Origin of the sequence: Marivivens sp. LCG002, from assembly GCF_030264275.1 — a bacterium.
Lineage (GTDB): Bacteria > Pseudomonadota > Alphaproteobacteria > Rhodobacterales > Rhodobacteraceae > Marivivens.
This window is the reverse complement of the sequence record NZ_CP127165.1, coordinates 1,595,446-1,616,652: the sequence shown is the minus strand read 5'-3', so window position 1 is coordinate 1,616,652 and position 21,207 is coordinate 1,595,446. Positions and strand designations below refer to the sequence as shown.

Genomic DNA, 21,207 nt, shown 5'->3' with positions numbered 1-21,207 from the left:
ATCAGTCGGGATGGAAACATGCCGCCTGATGCGTGTCGCCGCTCAGAACAGGAAGATCCTGCCCGCATCGCTCGGAGACTTTCCAGCAGCGGGGCGCAAAGGCACAGCCTTTCGGAACGTTGAGCGGTGAGGGCAACTCGCCCGAAAGTTTGATCCGTTCTTTGACCGCCTTGGGGTCTGCGATGGGCGTCGCGGAAAGGAGCGCCTTGGTATAGGGATGGCGCGGGTTTGCGAAAACCTCGGTCTTGCTGCCCCGTTCCACAGCGCGTCCCAGATAGATCACCATCACCTCGTCGGCGACATGTTTCACCACGCTCAGGTCGTGCGAAATAAAGAGATAGGCAAGCCCGAGCCGTTCTTGCAGGTCGATAAAGAGGTTCAGGATCGACGACTGGATCGACAAATCGAGCGCCGAGACAGGCTCGTCGAGAACCAGAACCTTGGGGTCGAGCATAAGGGCGCGGGCAATCGCGATCCGCTGCCGCTGGCCGCCCGAGAACATATGCGGGTAGCGGTCGAAATGCTCGGGGCGTAGTCCGACGAGCGAGAGCATGTTGCGCGCTTTGGCTTCTTTTTCGGCGCGGCTCATTGCAGGGCGGTTGATCGTAAGAGGCTCCATCAGGATCTGGCCGATTCGCTGGCGCGGATTCAGCGATCCATAGGGGTCCTGAAAAACGATCTGCACGGATTGCCGAAGCGATGCCCAATTCGAAGGCTCTACCTTTTGCCCGTCAAGCGTCAGGGTTCCGCCCGTCGGCTCTTCGATCATCGTGACGAGACGGGCGAGGGTGGATTTGCCACAGCCCGATTCCCCGACAACGGCAAGAGTGCGGCCTGCATGAAGCTCGAAGTCGATGTCCTGCACCGCGCGCACCACGGCGGGTTTGCTGAATAGCCCGCCGCGCACGTCGTAGTGGCGGGCGAGATGCTCTGCGGTCAAAACGGGAGGCTGGGATGTCATGCGATCTTCCTGTCCGTGTTGAGGGGTTTGTGACAGCGGGCAAGCACGTTGCCGTCGCGGATTGGCGATGGTGATACCCTTCGGCAATGATCATCGGCGAAACTGCACCGCGGGCTGAAAAGACACCCCTCGGGACGGTCGAATTGCCCCGGAACAACGCCCGGAATGGTCGGGAGCCGCCGCTCGGTGGCGCGTTCGGGCAAAGCGCTGAGAAGTGCACTGGAATAGGGGTGGTGCGGGGTCCGAAAGAGATCGGTGACGGTCCGCTCTTCGATCTTTTGACCTGCGTATTGCACACTTACGCGGCGGGCCGTTTCCGCGACGACCCCCATGTCGTGCGTGATAAGAACTAGGCCCATGCCTGTTTCTTCACGCAACTGCGTCAACAGATCGAGGATCTGCGCCTGAATGGTTACATCGAGCGCGGTGGTCGGCTCGTCCGCGATGAGAAGTTTGGGACGACAGGCAATCGCCATCGCAATCATGACCCGCTGGCTCATCCCGCCAGAAAGCTGGTGGGGAAAGGCCGAAAGCCGTCGTTCGGGATCGGGAATGCCGACCTGTTCAAAGAGTTCGATGGCGCGCTTGTGCCGTTCGGCCCGTCCAAGTCCGAGATGGCGCCGCAGGGATTCCTTGATCTGCCAGCCAGCGGTAAAACAGGGATTGAGCGAGGACATCGGCTCTTGGAAGATCATCGCAAGATCCTTGCCGATGATCTTGCGCCGTTCTGCGGCACTGATCGTCAGAAGGTCGTGACCGTCAAAGCTCATCTCGTCGGCACTGACCTTGGCCGTCCACGGCAAAAGCCCCATCAGAGCGAGCATGGACACGGATTTGCCCGACCCCGACTCTCCCACGATGGCAAGGATATCACCGTGATCGACATCCTGATCCACGCCGTCCACGGCGCGAAAGCGGCCCGTCGAGGTCTGGAAATCGACGCTGAGATTGCGAATGCGCAAAAGGCTCATGGCTCAGCTCCTCTTCAGCTTGGGATCGAGAGCGTCACGAAGACCGTCGCCCATGAGGTTGATGGCAAGTACGGTGACGAGAATGGCAATGCCGGGGAAGGTCACGACCCACCACGCGCGCTGGATGAACTCGCGCGATTCCGCCAGCATGGTGCCCCACTCGGGGGTCGGGGGCTGCGCGCCCATGTTGAGAAAGCCCAAAGCCGCCGCATCAAGGATCGCTGTCGAAAACGAGAGCGCCGCCTGAACAATGATCGGCGCCATACAGTTCGGAAGCACCGTCACGAACATCAAACGAAGCGTTCCCGCGCCCGCAACACGCGCCGATGTGACATAATCCTTTTGTCTTTCGGCCAGAACCGAGGCACGGGTCAGGCGCACGTAATGCGGCTGGAGCACGATCGCGATGGCGATCATCGCATTCACGAGCGACGGGCCGAGCACGGCCACCAGCACAAGCGCAAGAAGAAGCGACGGAAAGGCGAGGATGATATCCATCAAACGCATGATGATGGTATCGAGCCAGCGCGGCATGAAGCCCGACAACAGGCCGATGATGATGCCGCCCGTCGACGCGACGGCAACCACCACGATCCCGACAAAGAACGAGAACCGCGCGCCGACCATCAGGCGCGAGAGCATATCGCGGCCGACGGGATCGGTGCCGAGCGGAAAGGTCCATGATCCTCCGTCCTGCCACACAGGGGGCTGAAGGATATGCTCGCGATACTGCATGGTCGGATCATGCGGCGCGATCCAAGGGGCCAGAAGCGCGATGAGCAAAAAGGCTCCGAACACCCAAAGACCGATCACGGCTCCGCGGTTTTCACGGAAATAGAACCAGAATTCGGCAAGTGCACTCGGACGGGCGGGGGATTGGGTCAGATCTGTCATCAGCGTTTCCGGATCTTTGGGTTGATGACACCATAGAGGATATCGACGATGAAATTGACGATCATCACCATGACCGCAGTGAGAAGAAGTCCGCCCTGAACAACGGGATAGTCACGACGGAAAATGCTATCGACCATCCATTTGCCGATCCCGGGCCAGCTGAAGATCGTTTCGGTCAAAATGGCCCCCGCAAGGAGCGTTCCCACCGAAAGGCCGATCACGGTGATCACGGGGATCATCGCATTGCGCAGGGCGTGGATACCGTTGACGCGGGCAGGGGGGAGACCCTTGGCGCGGGCCGTGCGGATATAGTCTTCGCCCAGCACTTCGAGCATGGCCGAGCGGGTTTGACGGGCAATGACCGCAAGCGGAATGGTCCCCAGAACGATCGTCGGCAGGATGAGATGGCGCAGTGCAGACCACAGCGCACCGTCCTGACCCGAGGCGATGGCATCATAGATCATAAAGCCCGTTGGGTTCGGGAAGTAATAGATGAGATCGATGCGGCCCGAAACGGGCGTCCAATGGAGCTGACCCGAAAAGACGATGATCAAGAGAAGCGCCCACCAGAAAATCGGCATCGAATATCCGATCAGCGCGGTCGACATCAGGGCACGGTCAAAGAGTTTCCCGCGGTTCACGGCGGCGATGACGCCTGCAGGAAGACCGAGCACGATGGCAAAAATCATCGCACACAGCGACAATTCAAGCGTGGCGGGAAAGAGCGCGAAGAATTCGTCCCACACGGGTTTCTTTGTGACGAAAGAGGTTCCAAGATCGCCCTGAAGCACGCCCTTGAGATAGTCCCAGAACTGGACCGTGAGCGGCTTGTCGAAGCCGAATTGGGCCACAAGCTCGGCATATCGTTCTTCGCTGATACCGCGTTCGCCCGCCATCACGATGATCGGATCACCGGGAAGCGCGCGGATGAAACCGAAGGAAATAAGCGTCACCCCGATAAACGTGGGCAAGAACGTCAAAAGGCGCGTCAGGACATATTTCAGCATGGCAGGACCCTCAGATCGGTCGGGAAGGTTGTCAGCGACTCCGATCCCGTTTCCGTCACCAGCACGTCATCTTCGATCCGAACGCCGAGACGTCCCTCGAGATAAAGGCCGGGTTCGTTGGTATAGACGGTGCCTGCAGGCAGAACCATGTGGTTTCCGCGCATGACATAGGGGGCTTCGTGCACCTCGCGGCCAAGACCATGCCCCGTTTTGGTGCGGATGAATTCTGCAAAGGGCGAGGCTTCGAGAACGCCGATGACCGCATCGTCGATCTCGTGCGCGGTGATCCCTGCGCGGGTCACTTCGTGGCCCTTGCGGTTGGCGCGAAGCACGGTCTCATAAATCTCGGCATCCTCGTCGCTCACGTGGCCGACGAAAAACGTGCGCGTTATATCGGCGCAAAATCCGCCCTTGCGTGCGCCGAAGTCGATCAGAAGCGCATCACCGCGCTGGAGCGGGACTTTGCGGGCTTTGGCATGGGGACGGGCCGCATTCTCGGCCGCGGCAACAATCGGGCGAAAGGCGTGATCTTCCGCGCCTTCGGCAAATAGGTTCAGGATCAGGGCCTGTTCGATGTCTTTTTCAGTCTGCCCGAGGGTGAAGCCCGCAAGCGTTCGCTCGAGAGCACTTTCCGAGATGCGGATCGCCTCTCGCATGGCTTCGATCTCGTTCGGTGTCTTGATCATGCGGGGCGCGGAAATTTCGCGTTCGGCGTCGACAATCCTAAGCGACGGCTGCGCGGCCAGAAGCGCGTGGTGGACAAAGACCCGCATGACCTGACCTTCGACCGCAACGCTTTCAATCCCGAGATAGCCGAGGAAATCGGAAAAGGCTTCGGCATAGCCGGTCTGGTCGCGCCAATCAAAAACGGGACCCTCAAAGCCCACAAGTCCCCAGCTTTGCAGTTCAAGGTTCGGCACGATCGCAGCCGTGCGGCCATCGGCGCAAATCGCCATCAGGTGCGGGCGTTCGTGGCTCATGAAGGGGTGGCTGACGACGCGGGTGAAATTGGGTCCCGGCACAAGGACCACGGCGTCAACACCAAGAGTTTTGGCAATGGCGACATAGTCACCAAGTCTGTCGTTCAAGCCTGTGGCCATCGGGGCACCCATGAAATTCCGAGAAAGGGAGAACCGGCGCCGCAAAGCGCCGGTTCGGGGTTAGGCTTACTTCAAGCCGACCTGATTGAAGATGTGACCGCCCAAGGGGTGGACGATATAGCCATCGACTTCGGGACGGGTGACCATGAAGACGACCGAATGCGCGATCGTGGCCCAGGGTGCCTGTTCCTTGAAGATCTCTTGCGCCTTTTCATAAAGCGCAGTGCGCTCCGCAGGATCGCTCACGACCTTGGCGGCTTGCACCACTTCGTCGAAGGGCTCATGGCACCATTGTGCACGGTTCGAGCCGCCTACAGCGTCACAGCCGAGCAAAACGGCAAGGAAGTTGTCCGGATCGCCGTTGTCGCCGGTCCATCCGAGCAGCACCGCACCGTCACGATCAACCGCTTTCGAGCGCTCGAGGTATTCACCCCATTCGTAGGACACGATCTCGACGTTGACACCGATCTTGGCAAAGTCGGCCTGCATCAGCTCCGCCATACGGCGTGCGTTCGGGTTATAGGGACGCTGCACCGGCATTGCCCAGATTTTGAGGTCTAGGTTCTCGACGCCTGCGGCTGCAAGAGCGGCTTTGGCGGCTTCGGGATCATAGACATCGTCGACGATGGCATCGTTATAGGACCACATGGTCGGCGGGATCGGGTTCTTGGCGATCTGACCCGACCCTTGGAAAACGACGTCGATGATCGACTGCTTGTCGATGGCCATGTTCAGAGCGCGGCGCACTTCGGGGTTATCAAAGGGCGCGACTTGGGTGTTGTAGGCCAGATAGCCGACATTGAGACCTTCTTGCTCGAGAACGACCGCATTCGAATCCGCTTTCATCGCTTCGATGTCGGCGGGGTTCGGATAGGCCATAACGTGGCATTCACCGGCTTGAAGCTTCTGGTAACGCACCGAGGCATCGGGCGTGATCGCAAAGATCAGCGCTTCGACCTTGGCCTTGTCGCCCCAATAGTCTTCGTTGCGCAGGTAACGGATCACGGCGTCTTTCTGGTAGGCTTGGAAGGTGAACGGACCCGTGCCGATCGGCTCTTGGTTCAGCATTTCAGGGGTGCCTGCCGCCAGCATGGCGTCTGCGTATTCCTTGGACACGATCGAAGCGAAATCCATAGCCATGTTGGCGATGAAGGGTGCTTCGGGGCGGGTCAGGTGGAACACGACGGTATAATCGTCGACCTTTTCGATGCTCTTGACGAGATCGGGCATCGACATGGCGCCGTAGTATTCCCAAGTGCCGCCCGAAACCTGATTATAGGGGTTCTCGGGGTTGCCCTGACGGTCGAACGAGAAGATCACGTCGTCGGCATTGAAGTCGCGGGTCGGGGTGAAGTTCGCATTCGAGTGGAACTTGACGCCTTTGCGCAGGTTGAAGGTCACCATGAGGCTGTCGTCCGAAACTTCATAGCTTTCGGCAAGACCGGGGATCACTTCGGTGGTGCCGACCTTGAATTCGACCAGCTGGTTATAGATCGGATGGCTCGAGGCATCAAAGGTGGTGCCGGCGGTATAGAGCGCCGGATCAAAGCCTTCGGGCGATCCTTCCGAGCAATAGACGAGTGCTTGGGCATGCGCCGCACCCGCCGTAAGGGCAAAGGCAGCTGCCATGCCGAGCAGTTTGGTTTTAAGTGACATTGAACAATCTCCATGTTGGGATGTCGGTTCCGTGGCCGGTGTCTTCGCACCGTTATTTTCGCTGTGAGCGAAACGTTGACCCTCGCCCGAGGGGAGGGAATTAGAGTTCGGCCTCCTTCGAGATGGGGGGAAGCCGCGTGCTTTGACTGGGGGTCAGGACACTCAAGGTGCCTGTCCATAAAATCCGAGCGGGTGATCCGGAACGATTGGCCCACGAATGGGGCAGCTCGCCGCTATAGTGAAGGCTGTCGCCCGTCCGCATCGTAAAGACCTGACCGTCAAGGGTCTGCTCTATCTCGCCTTCGAGAATGTAGATGATCTCTTCACCTTGGTGCGACACCAGTTCGGATTCGTATCCGACGGGGACATGCATGATGTAGGATGACATCTCCGAGCCGGGATAGTCGTTGCTTAGGGCTTCGTAAGAGATCGAAGACCCTGCAATGGAAAAACGCGCTCTGGCGCCTGCGCGGGTAATGGCGTCTTTGGGTTTATGGCTCTTGATGAAATATTCGAGTTCGACATCAAGTCCCGCTGCAATCTGCGCCAGAGTGCCCAAGCTCGGCAGAGCAAGATCACGTTCGATCTGGCTCACATAGCCTGTCGAAACGCCTGTTGAGTCGCTCAGACCCTGAAGCGTCAATCCAAGCTGTTTGCGCCGCTTGCGGACAAGCGCGCCGAGTTTGGGTTGCGAAGGTTTTTCTGACGAATGTGCGAGCATGGGCGCATTTTTTTGACCAATCAATCAAAAGATCAACAAGAATTTACCTCAAAGTAAAAAAATTTTACTTGCCGTCACGTCACCTTAACAGCCTGAAACGGCATGATTTCCTTGCGATTCCCTTGGGTTGGCTTGGGATTTCCCGTCTTGCGGCGTAGGGGCTTTGCGTTTCGCTTCGTTGGCAAACGGATCGCAGTTCGATTGCCTGCCCGTGAGCGGTCGGTTAGGTAAATCGGGTCGATTTATCGGTGTTCGGGACATCACAATGTATTGCCAAGGGTTTTGCTTTATCGGGATCATCCCATGAGCTGTTGCGGTTCAGAAGGGCAGCGAGCCGGTGCCGCTGGGCAAGGGGCGAAGGCGCTTCCCGAAGGGCTTGGCGCGATTGCAAGCGCGGTGGGCGCCGAGCGAATCCGCTTCAAAGGCGGCCGAAGCCACACGGGCACAAAGAGACCTGAACTCCCTCAGGACGGCGAGGGTATCCTGCGCGAGCATCGGCTCAAGCCCTTCGAGGTCGAAGCGGTTCCCGTGACCAATGCCCGCTTTGCGGCCTTTGTCCTTGCAACGGGCTATCGCACCTTGGCCGAGCGCTTCGGCTGGAGCACGGTGTTTCGTGGGCTCCTTGCGGACCCGTCGTCGGCGCCATCAGGGGGCGGCACGACGTGGTGGAGCGCGATCGACGGCGCCTGTTGGTATGCGCCCGAAGGGGCGGGGTCGGACATATCCGCGCGCGCCGATCACCCTGTCACCCATATCGCTTGGGAGGATGCTGCCGCGTTTTGCGCTTGGGCGGGGGGGCGATTGCCGACCGAAGCGGAATGGGAACATGCGGCACGCGGCGGTCTTGCCGATCCGCGCTTTCCTTGGGGTGATCAAGAGCCCGACGACACAGCGTTTTTCCCCTGTAACATTTTTCAGGGCCGTTTCCCCGAAGAGAACACCGCCGCCGACGGATGGGTCGGCACCTCGCCCGTGGGGAGCTATGCGGCCAACGGGGCGGGGATCTTCGATATGGCGGGGAACGTCTGGGAATGGACTTCGGAGCCGTTCCGTATCCGCTCCGCCTCGCGCAATGCTGCCGCGCGCAACGAGATTGCCCAGCGGGAAAAGCAAAAGCTGATGAAGGGCGGGAGTTTCCTCTGCCACATCAGCTATTGCTATCGGTATCGCATCGCGTCCCGTCTTGCCTTGGCGGCGGACAGCGGCGGCTGCAATGCGGGGTTTCGGGTTTTCTACGACGTCTAGGTTCTAGGATTTTGCCACAAAATCAATGATTTCCGAGACGCCGCTGTGTCCTTTGCCTTCGGACAGCTCGGCGATGTATTCCTCGCAAACGAGGATCTCCATATCCGAATACACCTCGCGAAGAAGCTCGGCAGTATACATATGAGCAGGATCACCGGGGCCGCCCGTGCCGCGCCCGACCTGACCGGGGGTATAGCCATGAAGGATAAGAGTGCCGCCGGGCTTCAAGGCGGTCCGAAGGCCCCGAAGCACGCCGCGAAGCGCGCTCGGCGGCACGAACTGGATAAAGACCGCGACCACATTGTCGTATTGCCGCGCAGCCCAATCGGTTTCGAAGATGTCTTCCAGACGGTGTTCGAGCGTGACGCCGCGCGACGCGGCAAGCGCTTTGGCCTTGCGAATGCCGTTTTCCGCGTAATCGGTCGCAATCACCTTATATCCTTGCTCGGCAAGAAAGGTCGAATTGCGTCCTTCGCCATCGGCAACGACAAGGGTTTCGCCCTCTGGCACCAAATAGTGCTCGAGTTTGACCAAGGCCTGAGCGGGCTCGGTGCCGAACACATATTCTTCTCCTGCGAAACGTTGGTCCCAGTGCATATTTGTAAACCTTTATGTTTTCCCTTTCGCACTAGCTAAGGCGCAGAACGGCTTCTGACCAGTCTCGGTGCTGGTATTTCCCCAAAAACCTGAGAAAGTCGGGCCTAACATGCTGATTCCGTTCAGCCCTAGCCTATGGATCAGAAAGGGGAGCCGCGATGAAAGCGCTCGTGCTCGAGAAAAAGGACGTTCTCGCACTTCGGGAGTTTCCCGAGATTTCCCGCGCCGAAGAGGTGCTCGGGCCGCGTGATGTGCGGATCAAACTGCACACCGTGGGGATTTGCGGCTCCGACGTGCATTACTACACCCACGGGCGCATCGCCGATTTTGTCGTGAAAGAGCCGATGATCCTCGGCCACGAGGCCGCAGGCACCGTCATCGAGTGCGGCTCCGAAGTCACGCATCTAGCGGTAGGCGATCGCGTTTGTATGGAACCCGGCATCCCCGATCCGACCTCCAAAGCGGCGCGTCTGGGGATGTATAACATAGATCCCGCCGTGCGGTTCTGGGCGACACCGCCCGTGCACGGCATCTTGCGCCCGACTTGCGTTCATCCCGCCGATTTCACCTTCAAGCTCCCCGATCATCTCAGCTTTGCCGAAGGCGCGATGGTCGAACCGCTGGCAGTCGGGGTCCATGCCGCCACCAAGGCGCGGATATCCCCCGGTGATATCGCCGTTGTCTTCGGGGCGGGGCCGATCGGGCTTGTCACCGCGCTGGCCGCGATTGCCTCAGGCTGCGCGCGCGTCTTTGTCACCGATATCGCCGAGGCCAAGCTCGAGATTGCGGGAGCGCTCCATGCGGCAATCTCCCCCGTGAACGTGCGCGCCCAAGGCATTGCCGATGTGGTCAAAAAGGCGACCGATGGTTGGGGCGCGAATGTGGTGTTCGAGGCGACAGGATCGCCCATCGCTGCCGCGCAGGTGTTCGAGCCCCTTGCCCCAGGCGGCTGTGTCGTGATGATCGGCGGCCAGTCCGAACCGATCAAATACGATGCAGGCGCGGCCATGGTGCGCGAAGCACGGGTCGAGAACATCTTTCGCTATGCCCATGTTTTCCCGCGCTGCGTGGCAATGTTGGCCGCAGGGACCATCGACGTCAAACCCTTGATTACGCGGACCTTTGACTTTGACCAGAGTGTCGAGGCGTTCGATATCGCGGCCTCTGCGCCGCCCAAGGATGTCAAAATGCAGATCGTTTTGCCCGATTGACCCTGCATTTGCCATGGCCGAGGCGGAAGGCATTCGCTACTTATGGATGTAAGGCCGCGCGGCGGCGCTCAGAAACGTCGAGAGGGTAGTATGGCAAAGCTCGAACAGCGGATCGCCCAAGGGCGCGGAGACGAAATCGCGGACAAGGTGCTGCGCGGGGGCAGGGTGTTTGACGTTGTGACGGGCGATCTGATCGACGGGGACGTTGCCATCTGTGGTGAGGTGATCGTCGGGATCGGCGCTGAATATGAAGCCCGCGAGGTGATCGACGTTTCGGGCAAGATCCTCGTTCCGGGGTTCATCGACACGCATCTGCACATCGAAAGCAGCCTTGTGACGCCTTACGAGTTCGACCGCTGCGTGGCACCGCGCGGGGTGACGACCGCCATTTGCGACCCGCACGAGATCGCCAATGTCATCGGTCTTGCCGGCATTCGTTATTTCCAAGAGGCAAGCCAGCACACCGTGATGGACATCAAGGTGCAGCTCTCCTCCTGTGTGCCGTCCTCGCATATGGAAACCGCGGGCGCGACGCTTCTTGCCAAGGACATTGCCGAGGTGATGGGCCACCCGTCCAACATCGGTTTGGCCGAGTTCATGAATTATCCCGGCGTTATCTTCCGCGACCAAGGCTGCATGGACAAGCTGCGCCTTTTCGAGGGAGCGCATATCGACGGGCATTGTCCGCAGCTTTCGGGCAAGGACCTTAACGCCTATATCTCGGCAGGGATCAGAACCGAGCATGAAGCGACCACCGCCGAGGAGGCGCGCGAGAAGCTTCGTAAAGGCATGCGCGTCCTGATCCGAGAGGGGTCGGTGTCCAAGGACCTGATTGCGCTGCAACCCGTTCTGACGGACGTGACCTCGGCCTATATGTGTCTGTGCACCGATGACCGCAATCCGCTTGATATCGGCGAGCACGGGCATCTGGATTACATGATCCGCACGCTGATTGCGCGGGGCACATCGCCGCTTGCCGCCTATCGGGCGGCCTCGCTCTCTGCCGCTGAAGCCTTCGGCCTCAAGGATCGCGGCCAGATCGCACCGGGGAAACGGGCGGATATTGTGGCAATCGACAGCCTTGAGGGATGTCATGCCGCGCTTGTTCTGTGTGCAGGTGTCGTGGTGGGTGACGCCGCCTTTGCCGCGCGCCGAGTGATTGCGCCCGTTGGCCGCAATTCGGTCAAGGCCCCAAAGGTAGGGGCCGAGACCTTCCGACATGGCGGTAACAATCCCGAAACGCCTGTGATCGGGATCATCGAAGGCAAGATCATCACCGAATATCTGCGCGAGGATATCCCCTCGACCGACGGGGACAAGCGCCCCGATCCCGCCCGTGATCTGATCCGTATCGCGGTGGTCGAACGTCATGGGATCAACGGCAACACCGCGACAGGCTTTGTCAAAGGCTTCGGGCTCAAGGCGGGGGCGATTGCTTCGACCGTTTGCCATGATCACCATAACATCGCAGCGGTGGGTGTGGATTATGACGATATGGCGCTGGCCTCGAACCGTCTGGGCGAAATCGAGGGCGGTTTCGTCGTCGTGCGGGACGGCAAGGTTCTGGCCGAGCTACCGCTGCCTGTGGCGGGTCTCATGAGCCTTGAGAGCTTTGAGCATGTGCGTGACAGATTGGTCGAGCTGCGCGAGGCGGCGCGGTCCCTTGGTGTCACCCTTGAGGAACCCTTCCTGCAACTGGCGTTCCTTGCACTGCCCGTTATTCCCGCGCTCAAGATCACCGATCGCGGGATGGTCGATGTGCACAAGTTCGAGCTGATCTCGTGAGCCTTCTCTTCGTCACGGCCATGCGGAACGAGGCGATCCACCTGACGGAATGGATCGCCCATCATCGCGCCTTGGGGGTGGATCATTTCCTGATCTACACCAATGACTGTGATGATCTGACCACCGATATTCTTGACCGCTACGCTGCCGAGGGGATCGTCACCCGCGTTCCGACCCCGAAGGGGGAAAAGACCGTCCAATGGCGCGCGCTTCATGCCGCCTCGAGCCATCCTTTGGTGAAAGACGCCGAATGGGTCGCCTTTGTCGATTGTGACGAATTCTTCTCGCTGGCGCAGCCCTATGGCTCGTTGGCCGAGCTGCTCTCCAAGACCCGAGAGGTCGAGGGGATCGCCGTGGCTTGGCGGCTCTTCGGCTCATCGGGGATCGAAAACTGGGACGAGGGCCTTACGATTGAACGATTTACCCGCGCAGCGCCGCTCGATATCGCGCTTCCGTCCGCGTGGTTCTTCAAATCCATCGTCAAACCCTCGGTTTTCGGACGATTGGGGGTGCACCGCCCGCAGCAGAAAAAGGGTGATGCGCCGCGTTGGATCAACGGCGCGGGACAGGCGCTCCCCGAAGGCTTTAGCCAGAACCCCAAGCGGATCAATCTTTTCGGTTTGCAAACCAAACCGCCCTTGGTGCAGCTCAACCATTATTCGCTTCGCTCCGCCGAAGAGTTTCTCCTCAAACGCCAAAGGGGACTGCCGAACCGCAGCACGCGGGCGCTTGATCTGGCCTATTGGGTCGAGCGGAACTGGAACAGCGTCGAAGACCACGGCATGACGCGCCACCAAGAGGCCACCCGCGCCGAGATTGCACGGCTTGGCGCCATCGCGCCCGACCTATTGGCCCGCGCCAAGGACGAAGCCCGCGCGCGGATCGCGACGCTTCGCCGTGATCCCGAAGTCGAGCATTTTCTCTGGATGCTCAAGCTCGCAGGGGACAGCCGCCCCCCGCGGATCGAGGACACAAGGGCGCATCTTGCGCGATTGACGGCGATCCAGAGCGACTAGCGCTTGTGGATCACCGCGACCTGACCACGCTTGTTGATGTTGTATCCGGCGTGGAACACGAAACAGCCCGAAATATCGACGATATGCTTGTTGAACTCGGCCTCGATGCGCGGGTCCGAATGCTTGAAACGCCGTGAGGTCTGAAACCCGTAGAAGAGATCGCGGGTTTTGGTGATCCCGTCATGCTCCATATTCGGGGGCTGCCAGCGCATGTCCTCGATGATATAGAGCCCGCCCGATTTGAGACGCGGGAAGAGTTCGAGGAATGCGTTCTGTTGGTGGTGCGAGGCATGGGAGGCATCATCGATGATGATGTCCATGTCGGGCATGTCCTTGGACGCCTCTTGGATGTTCTCGCGGGTGTCCATATCGCAGCGGAAGAACTTGAAGCGTTCGTGCTCGAACCAAGAGAAGTCCGAAATATCCAGCCCGTGGATCAGCGCACTCGGGAAATACTCGAGCCACATGCGGATAGACGGACAGTCGTTTGTGACGCGGTCCTTGTCGATCCCGTGCTCGGGTCCACCGATCAAAAGGCCCATTTCGAGAAAGTTGATCTTGCGGTTCCGATAGGGGAGGAACAGCATCTGGTAAAGCTCGGTATAGCGGTGCTTGGTCGAGCCTTTGTCCGAGCCGAACCGATCCGCCAGATCGGTAAGGTTCAAATGCCCGCGCGTGCGGTCGATCGGCTCGATGGGGTTGCCGCTTGCCGCAACGGGAACAGGTTCGGGTTTAAAGGGGGCGGGGACGGCCGCCACTTTCACCGTCTTGGTTTTGGCCTTTGGCTCGTCCGTGTCCTTGCCCTTGGCGAAGGTGGTTTTCGGCGGGGGCAGGGGCGCGGCATGGGGGTCGATCCCGTGCTTGGCGATCAAACGCCCCAAGAGGCTATCCGGATGCGGCACGCCGCCTTCGCGCTCGACGATCCGCGCCCGCATACGCCGACCATAGAGATGCACGGAAAAGGTGTTCTGCGTGATATGGGTCGACGTGTCTTCGCCGGGCTTGAGCATCATGCGCCGCTCTTTGAAGGTATAAGGATAGAGACCCTCTTGCGGCAGCGCATATTTCGCTTCACCCGTTTTGTGCAGGAAATGCGTCACCGCGTGGGGACCCCAAACACCCCAAGGCTGTTCGCTGGCATGAACGGGGTTGCCGCTGTCGCGCGCATCCTCAAGTTCGCGCATATATTCCTCGCCATACCACTCGGGGATCGCGAATTCGTCCTTGGTGTATTCGATCAACTCGAAAAGCGTGTCGCTATCTTTGGGGAGGCCGAGAACCCCGCCGTTGATATGCTTGTCCGACTCCCAGCCATAGAAATGGCCGTTCGGCGTGGTGAACGGCTTCATGCAATAGGCGTCGGTATCGGCCCAGATCGTGCGGTCGCTTTTGGCAAGCATCCGGTAACGGAAAAGATCGGAGTGGAGCGCAGGGCTTCCTGTGCGCTCGTGGGTGAGGAACCCCTTTTGCGGGAGGATGTCATTGGCATCGGCAAGCTCGATCCCCTCGGGGACGTTCTGGAGCGGTCCGTAGTGATAAAGCTTCACATGATGGCCCGCATCGACAAAGGACTTGAGGCAAAGCTGTTCAAGATAGCTGAGCGGCCCCTCCATCCAGAGGGCAGCAATCTGGTATTCGGGCGCCGTCATATCGGGGAAAAGGTTCATGCTCTCCGTCTTTCTTTGGTCGGGGGCGAGGTTCGTGCCGCGCGCTCTCCTTGGTGTTGAAGCGACACTAGCGGGTGAACCCTTACCTTGTCCATAACGGGAACAATCAGCGCGGGATTAGTGCGTTGTTTCCGTTCTCTCAACGGTAAAGAAGAAATCCTGGGGCGGGTCCTTGTGGACCGCTTCGTCCGGAACCGAGTCCGGCCCCGCCAGAAAGACATTCTGGCCGAAGTGGCGGTGCATGCGGGCAAGGGTCTGCATCCGGTCCGAGGTGATTTCCTGATAGAATTTGGTATAGTTCTCGGTTTCCAGCAGCTCTGCGATCTTGGCCTTGTGGGCGGCGACGCAGCCCTCGTGCGCGGCGCGAATGTCGGGGTCTTCGAGCATACGGTCCATCTCGGCACGCACCCGCGGCAAAAGCCGCATGATCGACGTTTCCTGAACTGCGTTGTTGTTCATGCGGAACCAATAGGAAAGCCCCTGATCGCGGTCCACATGGTTCACCCGTCCACGGTCGCGTTTGACAAGAAAACTTTCGGCAGAGCGGACGGCATAATGGTTGAGCTGCACCATATCATAGCCATAGGTGCTCTGGGACGAGCGCCAGCCGTTTCGGTAGTAGTTGAGCGGCATCCGCTTGCCCGAACCGTTATACCAACGCACATCGTCCCAAAGCTGCGGATTAAGCCCGTTGGGGCGGTGCACACCGATTTTCTTGAACAGCCCGATATTGCGAAAGAGCGTTTTGAACCCCCAAGCCTGATGCGGCTTGGGCGTGACCTCTTCGGCGCAGCGGTCAAAGATCGAGATGATCGGCACATCCTCGTATTCGTGCACGTCAGCATTGCCGAAAAGCCGCCACGTGCAGGAAATCAGGTTTGCATCGGGCAAGCGGGCATAAAGATCGCCCAAGGTGCCGTCACCCACCTTGACGTTGATATATTCGTCGACGTCCATACAGATCAGCCAATCGGCCTTGGTATAAAGCTCTTCGCTCTCCGAGGCCTGAAGCGCGGCGTGCTGCGGTTTGAGATCGGTGCCCTTGAAGGGGTTGTCCCGATGCTGGCAGTAGCCTTTCTGCTGCAAGAGTTCGAGGAATGTATCCGTCCCGTCGTTGCAGTCGTTGGTATAGACAAGAAAACCCTCGACCCCGATCACTCGGTGATAGGCGAGCCATTCAAGGATGAATGGGCCCTCGTTCTTCATCGTGGTGACGATGGTGGTAAAGTTGCTTGTGTAATTGACCTGCGGCTTTTCAAGATCGGGAACCCTCTGGGGGGTATGGCCAAAGGCCTTTTCCATCAATTCCAAAAGCTGCGGTGCTTCGACGAGCGAGGATTTGGGGACGATCTGGCTGATTTTGTCGTTCGCATGCCGCACGCCCATACAGCGCAGGAAGGGAAAAGGCGGCATCGCGGCTTCGGCGTTGGCGATCCGCGTGAACTTCCAAAAAGCGTCGGATGCAAGCTTGGCGGGGGCGACGCACCAGCGCGAGCGCACTTTGGGGGTGTCGAACTGCACACAGATGTGGTCGCCGAATTCGGGGCGTTCGCCCTTTTTGACCGCCCAAGGGTAGCAGTGGCGCCCGTGCATCGCGATGACACCGCTCTCGGCGCGCTGGGCGGCATCAAAGACGGTGCCGCGCCCGCCCACGGGGAACAAGAGATCATGCAGATCGAGATTGGCAACCGCACGCGCACGGGCCAGAAACCTCTGACGCGCGATCTCGAAGATCAGCGGCTCGCCCATGGGCGCAGTCCATGGGTCCGGCTCGGGAAGCTCCATCCGGTCCTTGCCCGGAGACTCGGCCACGTTGAAAGGGTGCTGTTCGGGCGGAAGCCCCGATTTGCCCAAGGGCACTGCACAGCGGACATAGACGACGCGGGTGTCGATTTTTTCGGCAACGAGCGCCTCGCGGAGCGTCGCTGCGAAACCGTCGTCCTCTTTGGCCCGCTCAAAAATCACCGCGCCATTCATACCGAAGAACCGCCTGTGATACCGTAGCCAGTCCATCACCGCGCCAAGGTGCTCTCCGTTGCGAAAAGCCAAGGCCACATTCCGCCCTGCGAGAAGATCAAGATCATGGGGCAGCGGGGTGAGCTTTTGCGTTTCCGTCCCGATCCTGACCGCCAAAGAGCCTATCCCCTCAAGCCTGAGCATCGTGGCTCCGCCAAGGCTCACTTCGCTCTTGCGCGGGAGGGTCGTTGCAATCGCCTCAGGCGCAAGACCGCCCGAGGTGAAAAGAACCGTTTCGCCTCCCTCTGCCTCGATCGCATCGAGGATCGCCCCGCTTTGAAACGGGAGCGCGGCCAGATGCCGGACAAAAACGGGGCTTTCGGTGTCAATCATAGCGCGAGATTTACCGTGATTTTTCTGGCAGTCCAATGGGATGTTGCGACATGCCCCCTAAGGCGTTGCGAAATGGACTCGCTTCTTCGGTGTGTCGGTTTCTTATCAAGATTGTTGTGCGAGGCGCTGGAAAACCGATTGCGCCTGACTTATTGTTTCAAAAAGCGGACCAATACGCCGTTAAGTCTTCGAAGAAAGACAAAGGGTATTTTGGTGAAAGGCGACGGGCGGACAACAGGAATGGCAGATCTCGGCGAGACCCTTGATAAGGACGAATGGCGACGCGAGCTGATCAAGCTCGGCGACGAGCGCGGCTTTTTCAAAGAGCTCGGGGACAAACACACCGCGCTCCATGTCCGCGAGGGCTCCACACTGGTCGTGACCTTTGAAAACCTTGACCATGTGTTCGAACACGGGGGCACGCGGTTGCCTTGGGGGTTCGATTTCATCAAGAGCCACGGCTGGTCGATCCTCGGGCTGATGGCACATGATTGGACGTGGTATCGCGACGACGCAGTGCATGATTTCTTTGACACATTGCGCGATGACGGTTTTTTCGACACCTTTGATCGGGTGGTGTTTTACGGCGCTTCGATGGGCGGATATGCGGCTGCGGCGTTTTCTGCGGCCTGTCCCGGAGCCACGGTGATCACCATCAGCCCCCAAGCCACCCTCGACCGTGAAGTCACGCCGTGGGAGACGCGCTATAGCAAGGCGTGGGACCGCAATTACCGCGACCGCTATGGTTTCGCGCCCGATATGCTTGCCTCGGCGGACAAGGTTTACCTTTTGTGGGACCCGCTCGCGCCCTTGGATGCGGCCCATGCGGCACTCTTTACAGGCCAGAACATCAAGAGACTTCATTGTCGACTGATGGGGCATCGGATCGCCTCGGCGATGCAGGGGATGGGCATCCTCAAACCCGTGATCCTGCGCGCGATTGCGGGAACGCTCACGGAGCTTGAGTTCTATCAGGCCCTGCGCGCGCGGCGCGGCTTTACCCGCTATATGAAAGAGATGCTCGCCAAGGTGGACGAACGCGGGAACCCTTGGCTCACGGCGCTCTTTTGCGAACATTACCTATCGACGCGGCGCGGCCCTGCATTCCGCAAGGTGCTCAACAAGGCCATTGCCGATTGCAAAAAGCGCGGGATCACACCGCCGCCGTCGGTCAACAAACGGGGGGCTGCATAATGGGACGTCGAGCAAGGCAACTTGACAGCGAAGGGGATACCGTTTCGCGCCGCGAACATATCCAGCTCTTGCGGGTAGCGGATGTCGGCAACCATTTCCCGGGCCGATTGCCCGAAGAATGGAAAACCCCCTATACCGTTCGGGACGAGGATTGGCCCGATGCGCGGCGCAAGCCCCAGTCGAAATATCTCAGCCGTATCAAGAATATGCGGCGTGCTTTTAACCGTATACAGCTCTATTTCCCCGAGCTGTTGACGCTCCCGCCACAGGATGTCTTCGAGCTTTCGACCGCGCATGGCGCGATGCTCGATATCCTGCGGGACTATGGGCACCGTGTGGTCGGCAACGACTATGTCAACATGGTCGGCGCGTCCGAAGGCGAAGAGGCGCGCGCACTCTTTCGCAAGGCCAACGACGACAGCTTTACCCGCAAGACCGATGACTACGGTCTTCCGATCCCCGAAGACGGCAAGATCGAGGACTGGCCCTATCGCCCGATCATCGACTCTCTCGGGCTCGATATGGCGCTCTTTGATGCGGGGCGCATGCCGTATCCCTTTGACGACAAAAGCTTCGACTATGTGATGAGTTTTCAGGCGATCGAGCATTACTGCCATCCGAACGACTGGCATCAGGTCGTGGACGAGATGTGCCGTATCTCTCGCAAATGCGTCTTTGTGATGCTCAACCCGATGCTGCCCAACCTTGCCGCCGACAAAGACTATGCCACCGCCTTCGAGGCATTCCGAGAGTCGATGCGTGGATACGACCGCAACGGCTTCACCTGTATCGGCGTGCATCTGCATTGGGGGCAGGCGCTGGGTTTCAAGCTGATGGCTTTCTGAAGGGGCGGACGGGGTGCTTATTCTCCATATCGGATCACCAAAGACCGGAACCACCGCGTTGCAGCAATTCCTGCATTCGAACGCGGATGCCCTTCGCAAAGCGGGCGTGAATTACATGACCGCAGCGCGCACCCATATCGCGCACAACCCATTGGCCCAAGCCGTCCCGCAAGGCAAAGCCGCCGAGCTTGTCGCGCAGATCGTCAAGGAATACGACGCAAATCCCGACATGACCCATGTGGTGTCCTCGGAAATCATGTTCCGTGTCGTGGTGGCGAACGGGCTCAAGGGGTTGTTCACCGATCACATCGCCCGAAACACCAAAGTGATCTGTTATCTGCGCAGGCAGGACCGCTATGCCGAGGTGCTCTATAAGCAACTGGCCAAGAATGCACTTGTTCCCAATGACCGGACATCGTTCCTTGCGGGGCAGATCAAGAAGCTCGCCTTTACCAATTTCCTCGATGTCTACGCCGAGATGTTCGGGACCGAGAATATCCGCATCAAACCCTTTGACCGCAAGGCGTTCAAGGACGGCGATATCGTGGCCGACTTTGCCGAGGATATGCTCGGGCTGTCGGATCTGAGTGCCTTTGACCGCCCCACGCGCGAGGCCAACAAAAGCATGTCGGTAGAGCTGAGCGAAATGCTCGGCGCCATTTCCTTTGATAAGACCGCCAATGTGCGCCAGTTGATCCGCGTGCTTTCGACCTATGACGACCCGCTGCTCTTTTCCAAGAACGATACCTTCTCGCTCGAAAACCGCGTGACCTTGATGAACGAGCTGGCGCAGGACAACGAAAAGCTCCGTGCCACCTATGCGCCGCACTTGCCGCAGCTTTTCGATATGAGCGATCTCGACAGCGGGGTCGAAGATGTGGAGCTCGAGCCGCGCAACGTTAGGGCGCGGGCCTTGGCGGGGTCGCGTGCTTTGGGACGCGCCATTCTCGAAGTGACCAAGATGCAGGCACAGGCCGCCATCGCCAAAGCGGTGCAGGGGGCGGCACTTGCCCAGCCCAAACCCGCAGAGAGTGAAGACGATGACGACGGTATGGTCACGGTGTCGAGCGATGACATGCCGCCCGCATGGTTCGTCGATATCGCCCCGCCCAAACCCGCAACAGGGTTTTATCGCAAGCTCAACCACCATGGCGCGGCCTTTGTGGATCGGGGGCGCAAACAGCTTCTCGTGACCTTCGATAACCTGCACAACGTCGGCGATCCGCGCATCAATCGCACGCTTTGGGCCGAGAAATTCGCTGCCGATCAGGGGTGGTCGTTCCTTGGGGTCTTTGCACAGGCGCCTGTGTGGTATCGCGACCCCGAATTGATCGAGATGTTCGAAGACCTTCGGGAAAACGGGTTCTTTGCCTCATTCGACAATGTCGCCTTTGCGGGCACCTCGATGGGGGCCTTTGCAGCATTGAGCTTTTCAAGCTGTGCGCCGGGGTCCACGGTGCTTGCCTTTAGCCCGCAATCCACTCTTGATGAAACGCTGGTCCCTTGGGAGACCCGTTTTGCCAAGGGGCGCGCTGCAGACTGGAGCCTTGCCTTCAGCGATGCCGCCAAAGAGATCGCCACCGCCCGCGATGTCCAGCTCTATTACGATCCGTTTTTCGAACCCGACCGCAAACAGGTCGAGCGTCTCCAAGGCGAGAATGTTCGCCATTTCAAATGCTTCGGCTTCGGACACAAGTCCGCTCTTGTCCTCAACCGCATGGGGCATCTCAAGACTGTGATGAAGGCAGGTATCGAAGGCTCGCTTGCCGCTTCGGATTTCTATCCGATGATCCGCGACCGTCGGAACATCCGGCTTTACCTCACCGAAATGCAGGCACATCTCGAGGCAAAGGGCATGACCGAACGCTCGGAACGGCTCAAGGCCGCCTTTCGCAAGCGCCAGAGACAAAGCGGCGACTAGCGATTTTCTTTTGCTCAAGACTTAGGCAAATAGCCTGAAATTGCGGCGCATTGCACCGGATTGATGC

The 21,207-nt window shown here is 59.2% G+C and carries 17 protein-coding genes; 7 read left to right on the top strand and 10 right to left on the bottom strand.

What is annotated here, in order from left to right:
* Position 1 precedes the first annotated feature (1 nt).
* From QQG91_RS08005 to QQG91_RS07975, 7 genes are all read right to left on the bottom strand, one after another.
* Positions 2-961, bottom strand: a complete 960-nt coding sequence (locus QQG91_RS08005; RefSeq protein WP_285769703.1) for a dipeptide ABC transporter ATP-binding protein — start codon at positions 959-961, stop codon at positions 2-4.
* Entirely contained in the window at positions 958-1,932 is a 975-nt protein-coding gene (locus QQG91_RS08000) for an ABC transporter ATP-binding protein (protein WP_285769702.1), read from the bottom strand. The genes QQG91_RS08005 and QQG91_RS08000 overlap by 4 nt, the downstream gene beginning before the upstream one ends.
* Before the next feature lie 3 nt (positions 1,933-1,935).
* Positions 1,936-2,826: an ABC transporter permease subunit gene (locus QQG91_RS07995; protein WP_285769701.1), complete on the bottom strand. Its 891-nt coding sequence runs from the start codon at positions 2,824-2,826 to the stop codon at positions 1,936-1,938.
* A complete protein-coding gene (locus QQG91_RS07990) occupies positions 2,826-3,833 on the bottom strand; it encodes an ABC transporter permease subunit (RefSeq protein WP_285769700.1) in 1,008 nt (335 codons plus the stop codon). Before QQG91_RS07990 ends, QQG91_RS07995 begins: the two co-directional genes overlap by 1 nt.
* Positions 3,827-4,933 (bottom strand): M24 family metallopeptidase, encoded by a 1,107-nt coding sequence (locus tag QQG91_RS07985; RefSeq protein WP_285772333.1) that lies wholly within the window; start codon positions 4,931-4,933, stop codon positions 3,827-3,829. The genes QQG91_RS07990 and QQG91_RS07985 overlap by 7 nt, the downstream gene beginning before the upstream one ends.
* Before the next feature lie 66 nt (positions 4,934-4,999).
* Positions 5,000-6,589, bottom strand: a complete 1,590-nt coding sequence (locus tag QQG91_RS07980) for an ABC transporter substrate-binding protein (protein WP_285769699.1) — start codon at positions 6,587-6,589, stop codon at positions 5,000-5,002.
* Positions 6,590-6,689: 100 nt separating this feature from the next.
* On the bottom strand, positions 6,690-7,310 hold the full coding sequence (locus tag QQG91_RS07975; protein ID WP_285769698.1) for a helix-turn-helix domain-containing protein: 621 nt from the start codon (positions 7,308-7,310) through the stop codon (positions 6,690-6,692).
* Between the two features lie 303 nt (positions 7,311-7,613).
* Between QQG91_RS07975 and QQG91_RS07970 the strand changes: the two genes are divergently transcribed.
* Complete coding sequence (locus QQG91_RS07970) at positions 7,614-8,555, top strand: formylglycine-generating enzyme family protein (RefSeq protein WP_285769697.1); 942 nt, start codon at positions 7,614-7,616, stop codon at positions 8,553-8,555.
* A 3-nt stretch (positions 8,556-8,558) separates the two neighbouring features.
* Here the strand turns inward: QQG91_RS07970 and QQG91_RS07965 are convergent, their stop codons facing one another.
* Positions 8,559-9,152 carry a class I SAM-dependent methyltransferase gene (locus QQG91_RS07965; protein WP_285769696.1) on the bottom strand — a complete coding sequence of 198 codons (594 nt, stop codon included), beginning with the start codon at positions 9,150-9,152 and terminating at the stop codon, positions 8,559-8,561.
* Positions 9,153-9,310: 158 nt separating this feature from the next.
* On the opposite strand from QQG91_RS07965, the gene QQG91_RS07960 reads away from it, so the two are divergent.
* The 3 genes from QQG91_RS07960 to QQG91_RS07950 all read left to right on the top strand — a co-directional run bounded on the left by QQG91_RS07960 (position 9,311) and on the right by QQG91_RS07950 (position 13,164).
* Positions 9,311-10,363 (top strand): NAD(P)-dependent alcohol dehydrogenase, encoded by a 1,053-nt coding sequence (locus QQG91_RS07960; RefSeq protein WP_285769695.1) that lies wholly within the window; start codon positions 9,311-9,313, stop codon positions 10,361-10,363.
* A gap of 90 nt (positions 10,364-10,453) precedes the next feature.
* Positions 10,454-12,148, top strand: coding sequence for an adenine deaminase (ade, locus tag QQG91_RS07955; protein ID WP_285769694.1), 1,695 nt, complete (start codon positions 10,454-10,456; stop codon positions 12,146-12,148).
* On the top strand, positions 12,145-13,164 hold the full coding sequence (locus QQG91_RS07950; protein ID WP_285769693.1) for a glycosyltransferase family 2 protein: 1,020 nt from the start codon (positions 12,145-12,147) through the stop codon (positions 13,162-13,164). The genes ade and QQG91_RS07950 overlap by 4 nt, the downstream gene beginning before the upstream one ends.
* Here QQG91_RS07950 and QQG91_RS07945 read toward each other — a convergent pair.
* Together QQG91_RS07945 and QQG91_RS07940 are read right to left on the bottom strand one after the other, a co-directional pair.
* The gene (locus QQG91_RS07945) at positions 13,161-14,831 is read right to left on the bottom strand and encodes a hypothetical protein (protein ID WP_285769692.1); all 1,671 of its coding nucleotides are present in this window, start codon (positions 14,829-14,831) and stop codon (positions 13,161-13,163) included. The two genes, QQG91_RS07950 and QQG91_RS07945, sit on opposite strands and share 4 nt — an antisense overlap.
* Positions 14,832-14,948: 117 nt before the next feature.
* Positions 14,949-17,180, bottom strand: a complete 2,232-nt coding sequence (locus tag QQG91_RS07940; protein WP_285769691.1) for a glycosyltransferase family 2 protein — start codon at positions 17,178-17,180, stop codon at positions 14,949-14,951.
* Between the two features lie 240 nt (positions 17,181-17,420).
* Between QQG91_RS07940 and QQG91_RS07935 the strand changes: the two genes are divergently transcribed.
* The 3 genes from QQG91_RS07935 to QQG91_RS07925 are packed head-to-tail and all read left to right on the top strand — an operon-like array spanning position 17,421 to position 21,140.
* Positions 17,421-18,374, top strand: a complete 954-nt coding sequence (locus tag QQG91_RS07935; protein ID WP_285769690.1) for a phosphoadenosine phosphosulfate reductase — start codon at positions 17,421-17,423, stop codon at positions 18,372-18,374.
* A complete protein-coding gene (locus tag QQG91_RS07930) occupies positions 18,374-19,219 on the top strand; it encodes a class I SAM-dependent methyltransferase (protein ID WP_285769689.1) in 846 nt (281 codons plus the stop codon). Before QQG91_RS07935 ends, QQG91_RS07930 begins: the two co-directional genes overlap by 1 nt.
* 13 nt (positions 19,220-19,232) lie before the next feature.
* A complete protein-coding gene (locus QQG91_RS07925; protein ID WP_285769688.1) occupies positions 19,233-21,140 on the top strand; it encodes a hypothetical protein in 1,908 nt (635 codons plus the stop codon).
* Positions 21,141-21,207 lie beyond the last annotated feature (67 nt).

Bases quoted from the DNA above. Each gene is read 5' to 3' on its own strand.
- QQG91_RS08005 (WP_285769703.1), bottom strand. From the start codon at position 961: ATGACATCCCAGCCTCCCGTTTTGACCGCAGAGCATCTCGCCCGCCAC.
- QQG91_RS08000 (WP_285769702.1), bottom strand. From the start codon at position 1,932: ATGAGCCTTTTGCGCATTCGCAATCTCAGCGTCGATTTCCAGACCTCG.
- QQG91_RS07995 (WP_285769701.1), bottom strand. From the start codon at position 2,826: ATGACAGATCTGACCCAATCCCCCGCCCGTCCGAGTGCACTTGCCGAA.
- QQG91_RS07990 (WP_285769700.1), bottom strand. From the start codon at position 3,833: ATGCTGAAATATGTCCTGACGCGCCTTTTGACGTTCTTGCCCACGTTT.
- QQG91_RS07985 (WP_285772333.1), bottom strand. From the start codon at position 4,933: ATGGCCACAGGCTTGAACGACAGACTTGGTGACTATGTCGCCATTGCC.
- QQG91_RS07980 (WP_285769699.1), bottom strand. From the start codon at position 6,589: ATGTCACTTAAAACCAAACTGCTCGGCATGGCAGCTGCCTTTGCCCTT.
- QQG91_RS07975 (WP_285769698.1), bottom strand. From the start codon at position 7,310: ATGCTCGCACATTCGTCAGAAAAACCTTCGCAACCCAAACTCGGCGCG.
- QQG91_RS07970 (WP_285769697.1), top strand. From the start codon at position 7,614: ATGAGCTGTTGCGGTTCAGAAGGGCAGCGAGCCGGTGCCGCTGGGCAA.
- QQG91_RS07965 (WP_285769696.1), bottom strand. From the start codon at position 9,152: ATGCACTGGGACCAACGTTTCGCAGGAGAAGAATATGTGTTCGGCACC.
- QQG91_RS07960 (WP_285769695.1), top strand. From the start codon at position 9,311: ATGAAAGCGCTCGTGCTCGAGAAAAAGGACGTTCTCGCACTTCGGGAG.
- ade (WP_285769694.1), top strand. From the start codon at position 10,454: ATGGCAAAGCTCGAACAGCGGATCGCCCAAGGGCGCGGAGACGAAATC.
- QQG91_RS07945 (WP_285769692.1), bottom strand. From the start codon at position 14,831: ATGAACCTTTTCCCCGATATGACGGCGCCCGAATACCAGATTGCTGCC.
- QQG91_RS07940 (WP_285769691.1), bottom strand. From the start codon at position 17,180: ATGATTGACACCGAAAGCCCCGTTTTTGTCCGGCATCTGGCCGCGCTC.
- QQG91_RS07935 (WP_285769690.1), top strand. From the start codon at position 17,421: ATGGCAGATCTCGGCGAGACCCTTGATAAGGACGAATGGCGACGCGAG.
- QQG91_RS07930 (WP_285769689.1), top strand. From the start codon at position 18,374: ATGGGACGTCGAGCAAGGCAACTTGACAGCGAAGGGGATACCGTTTCG.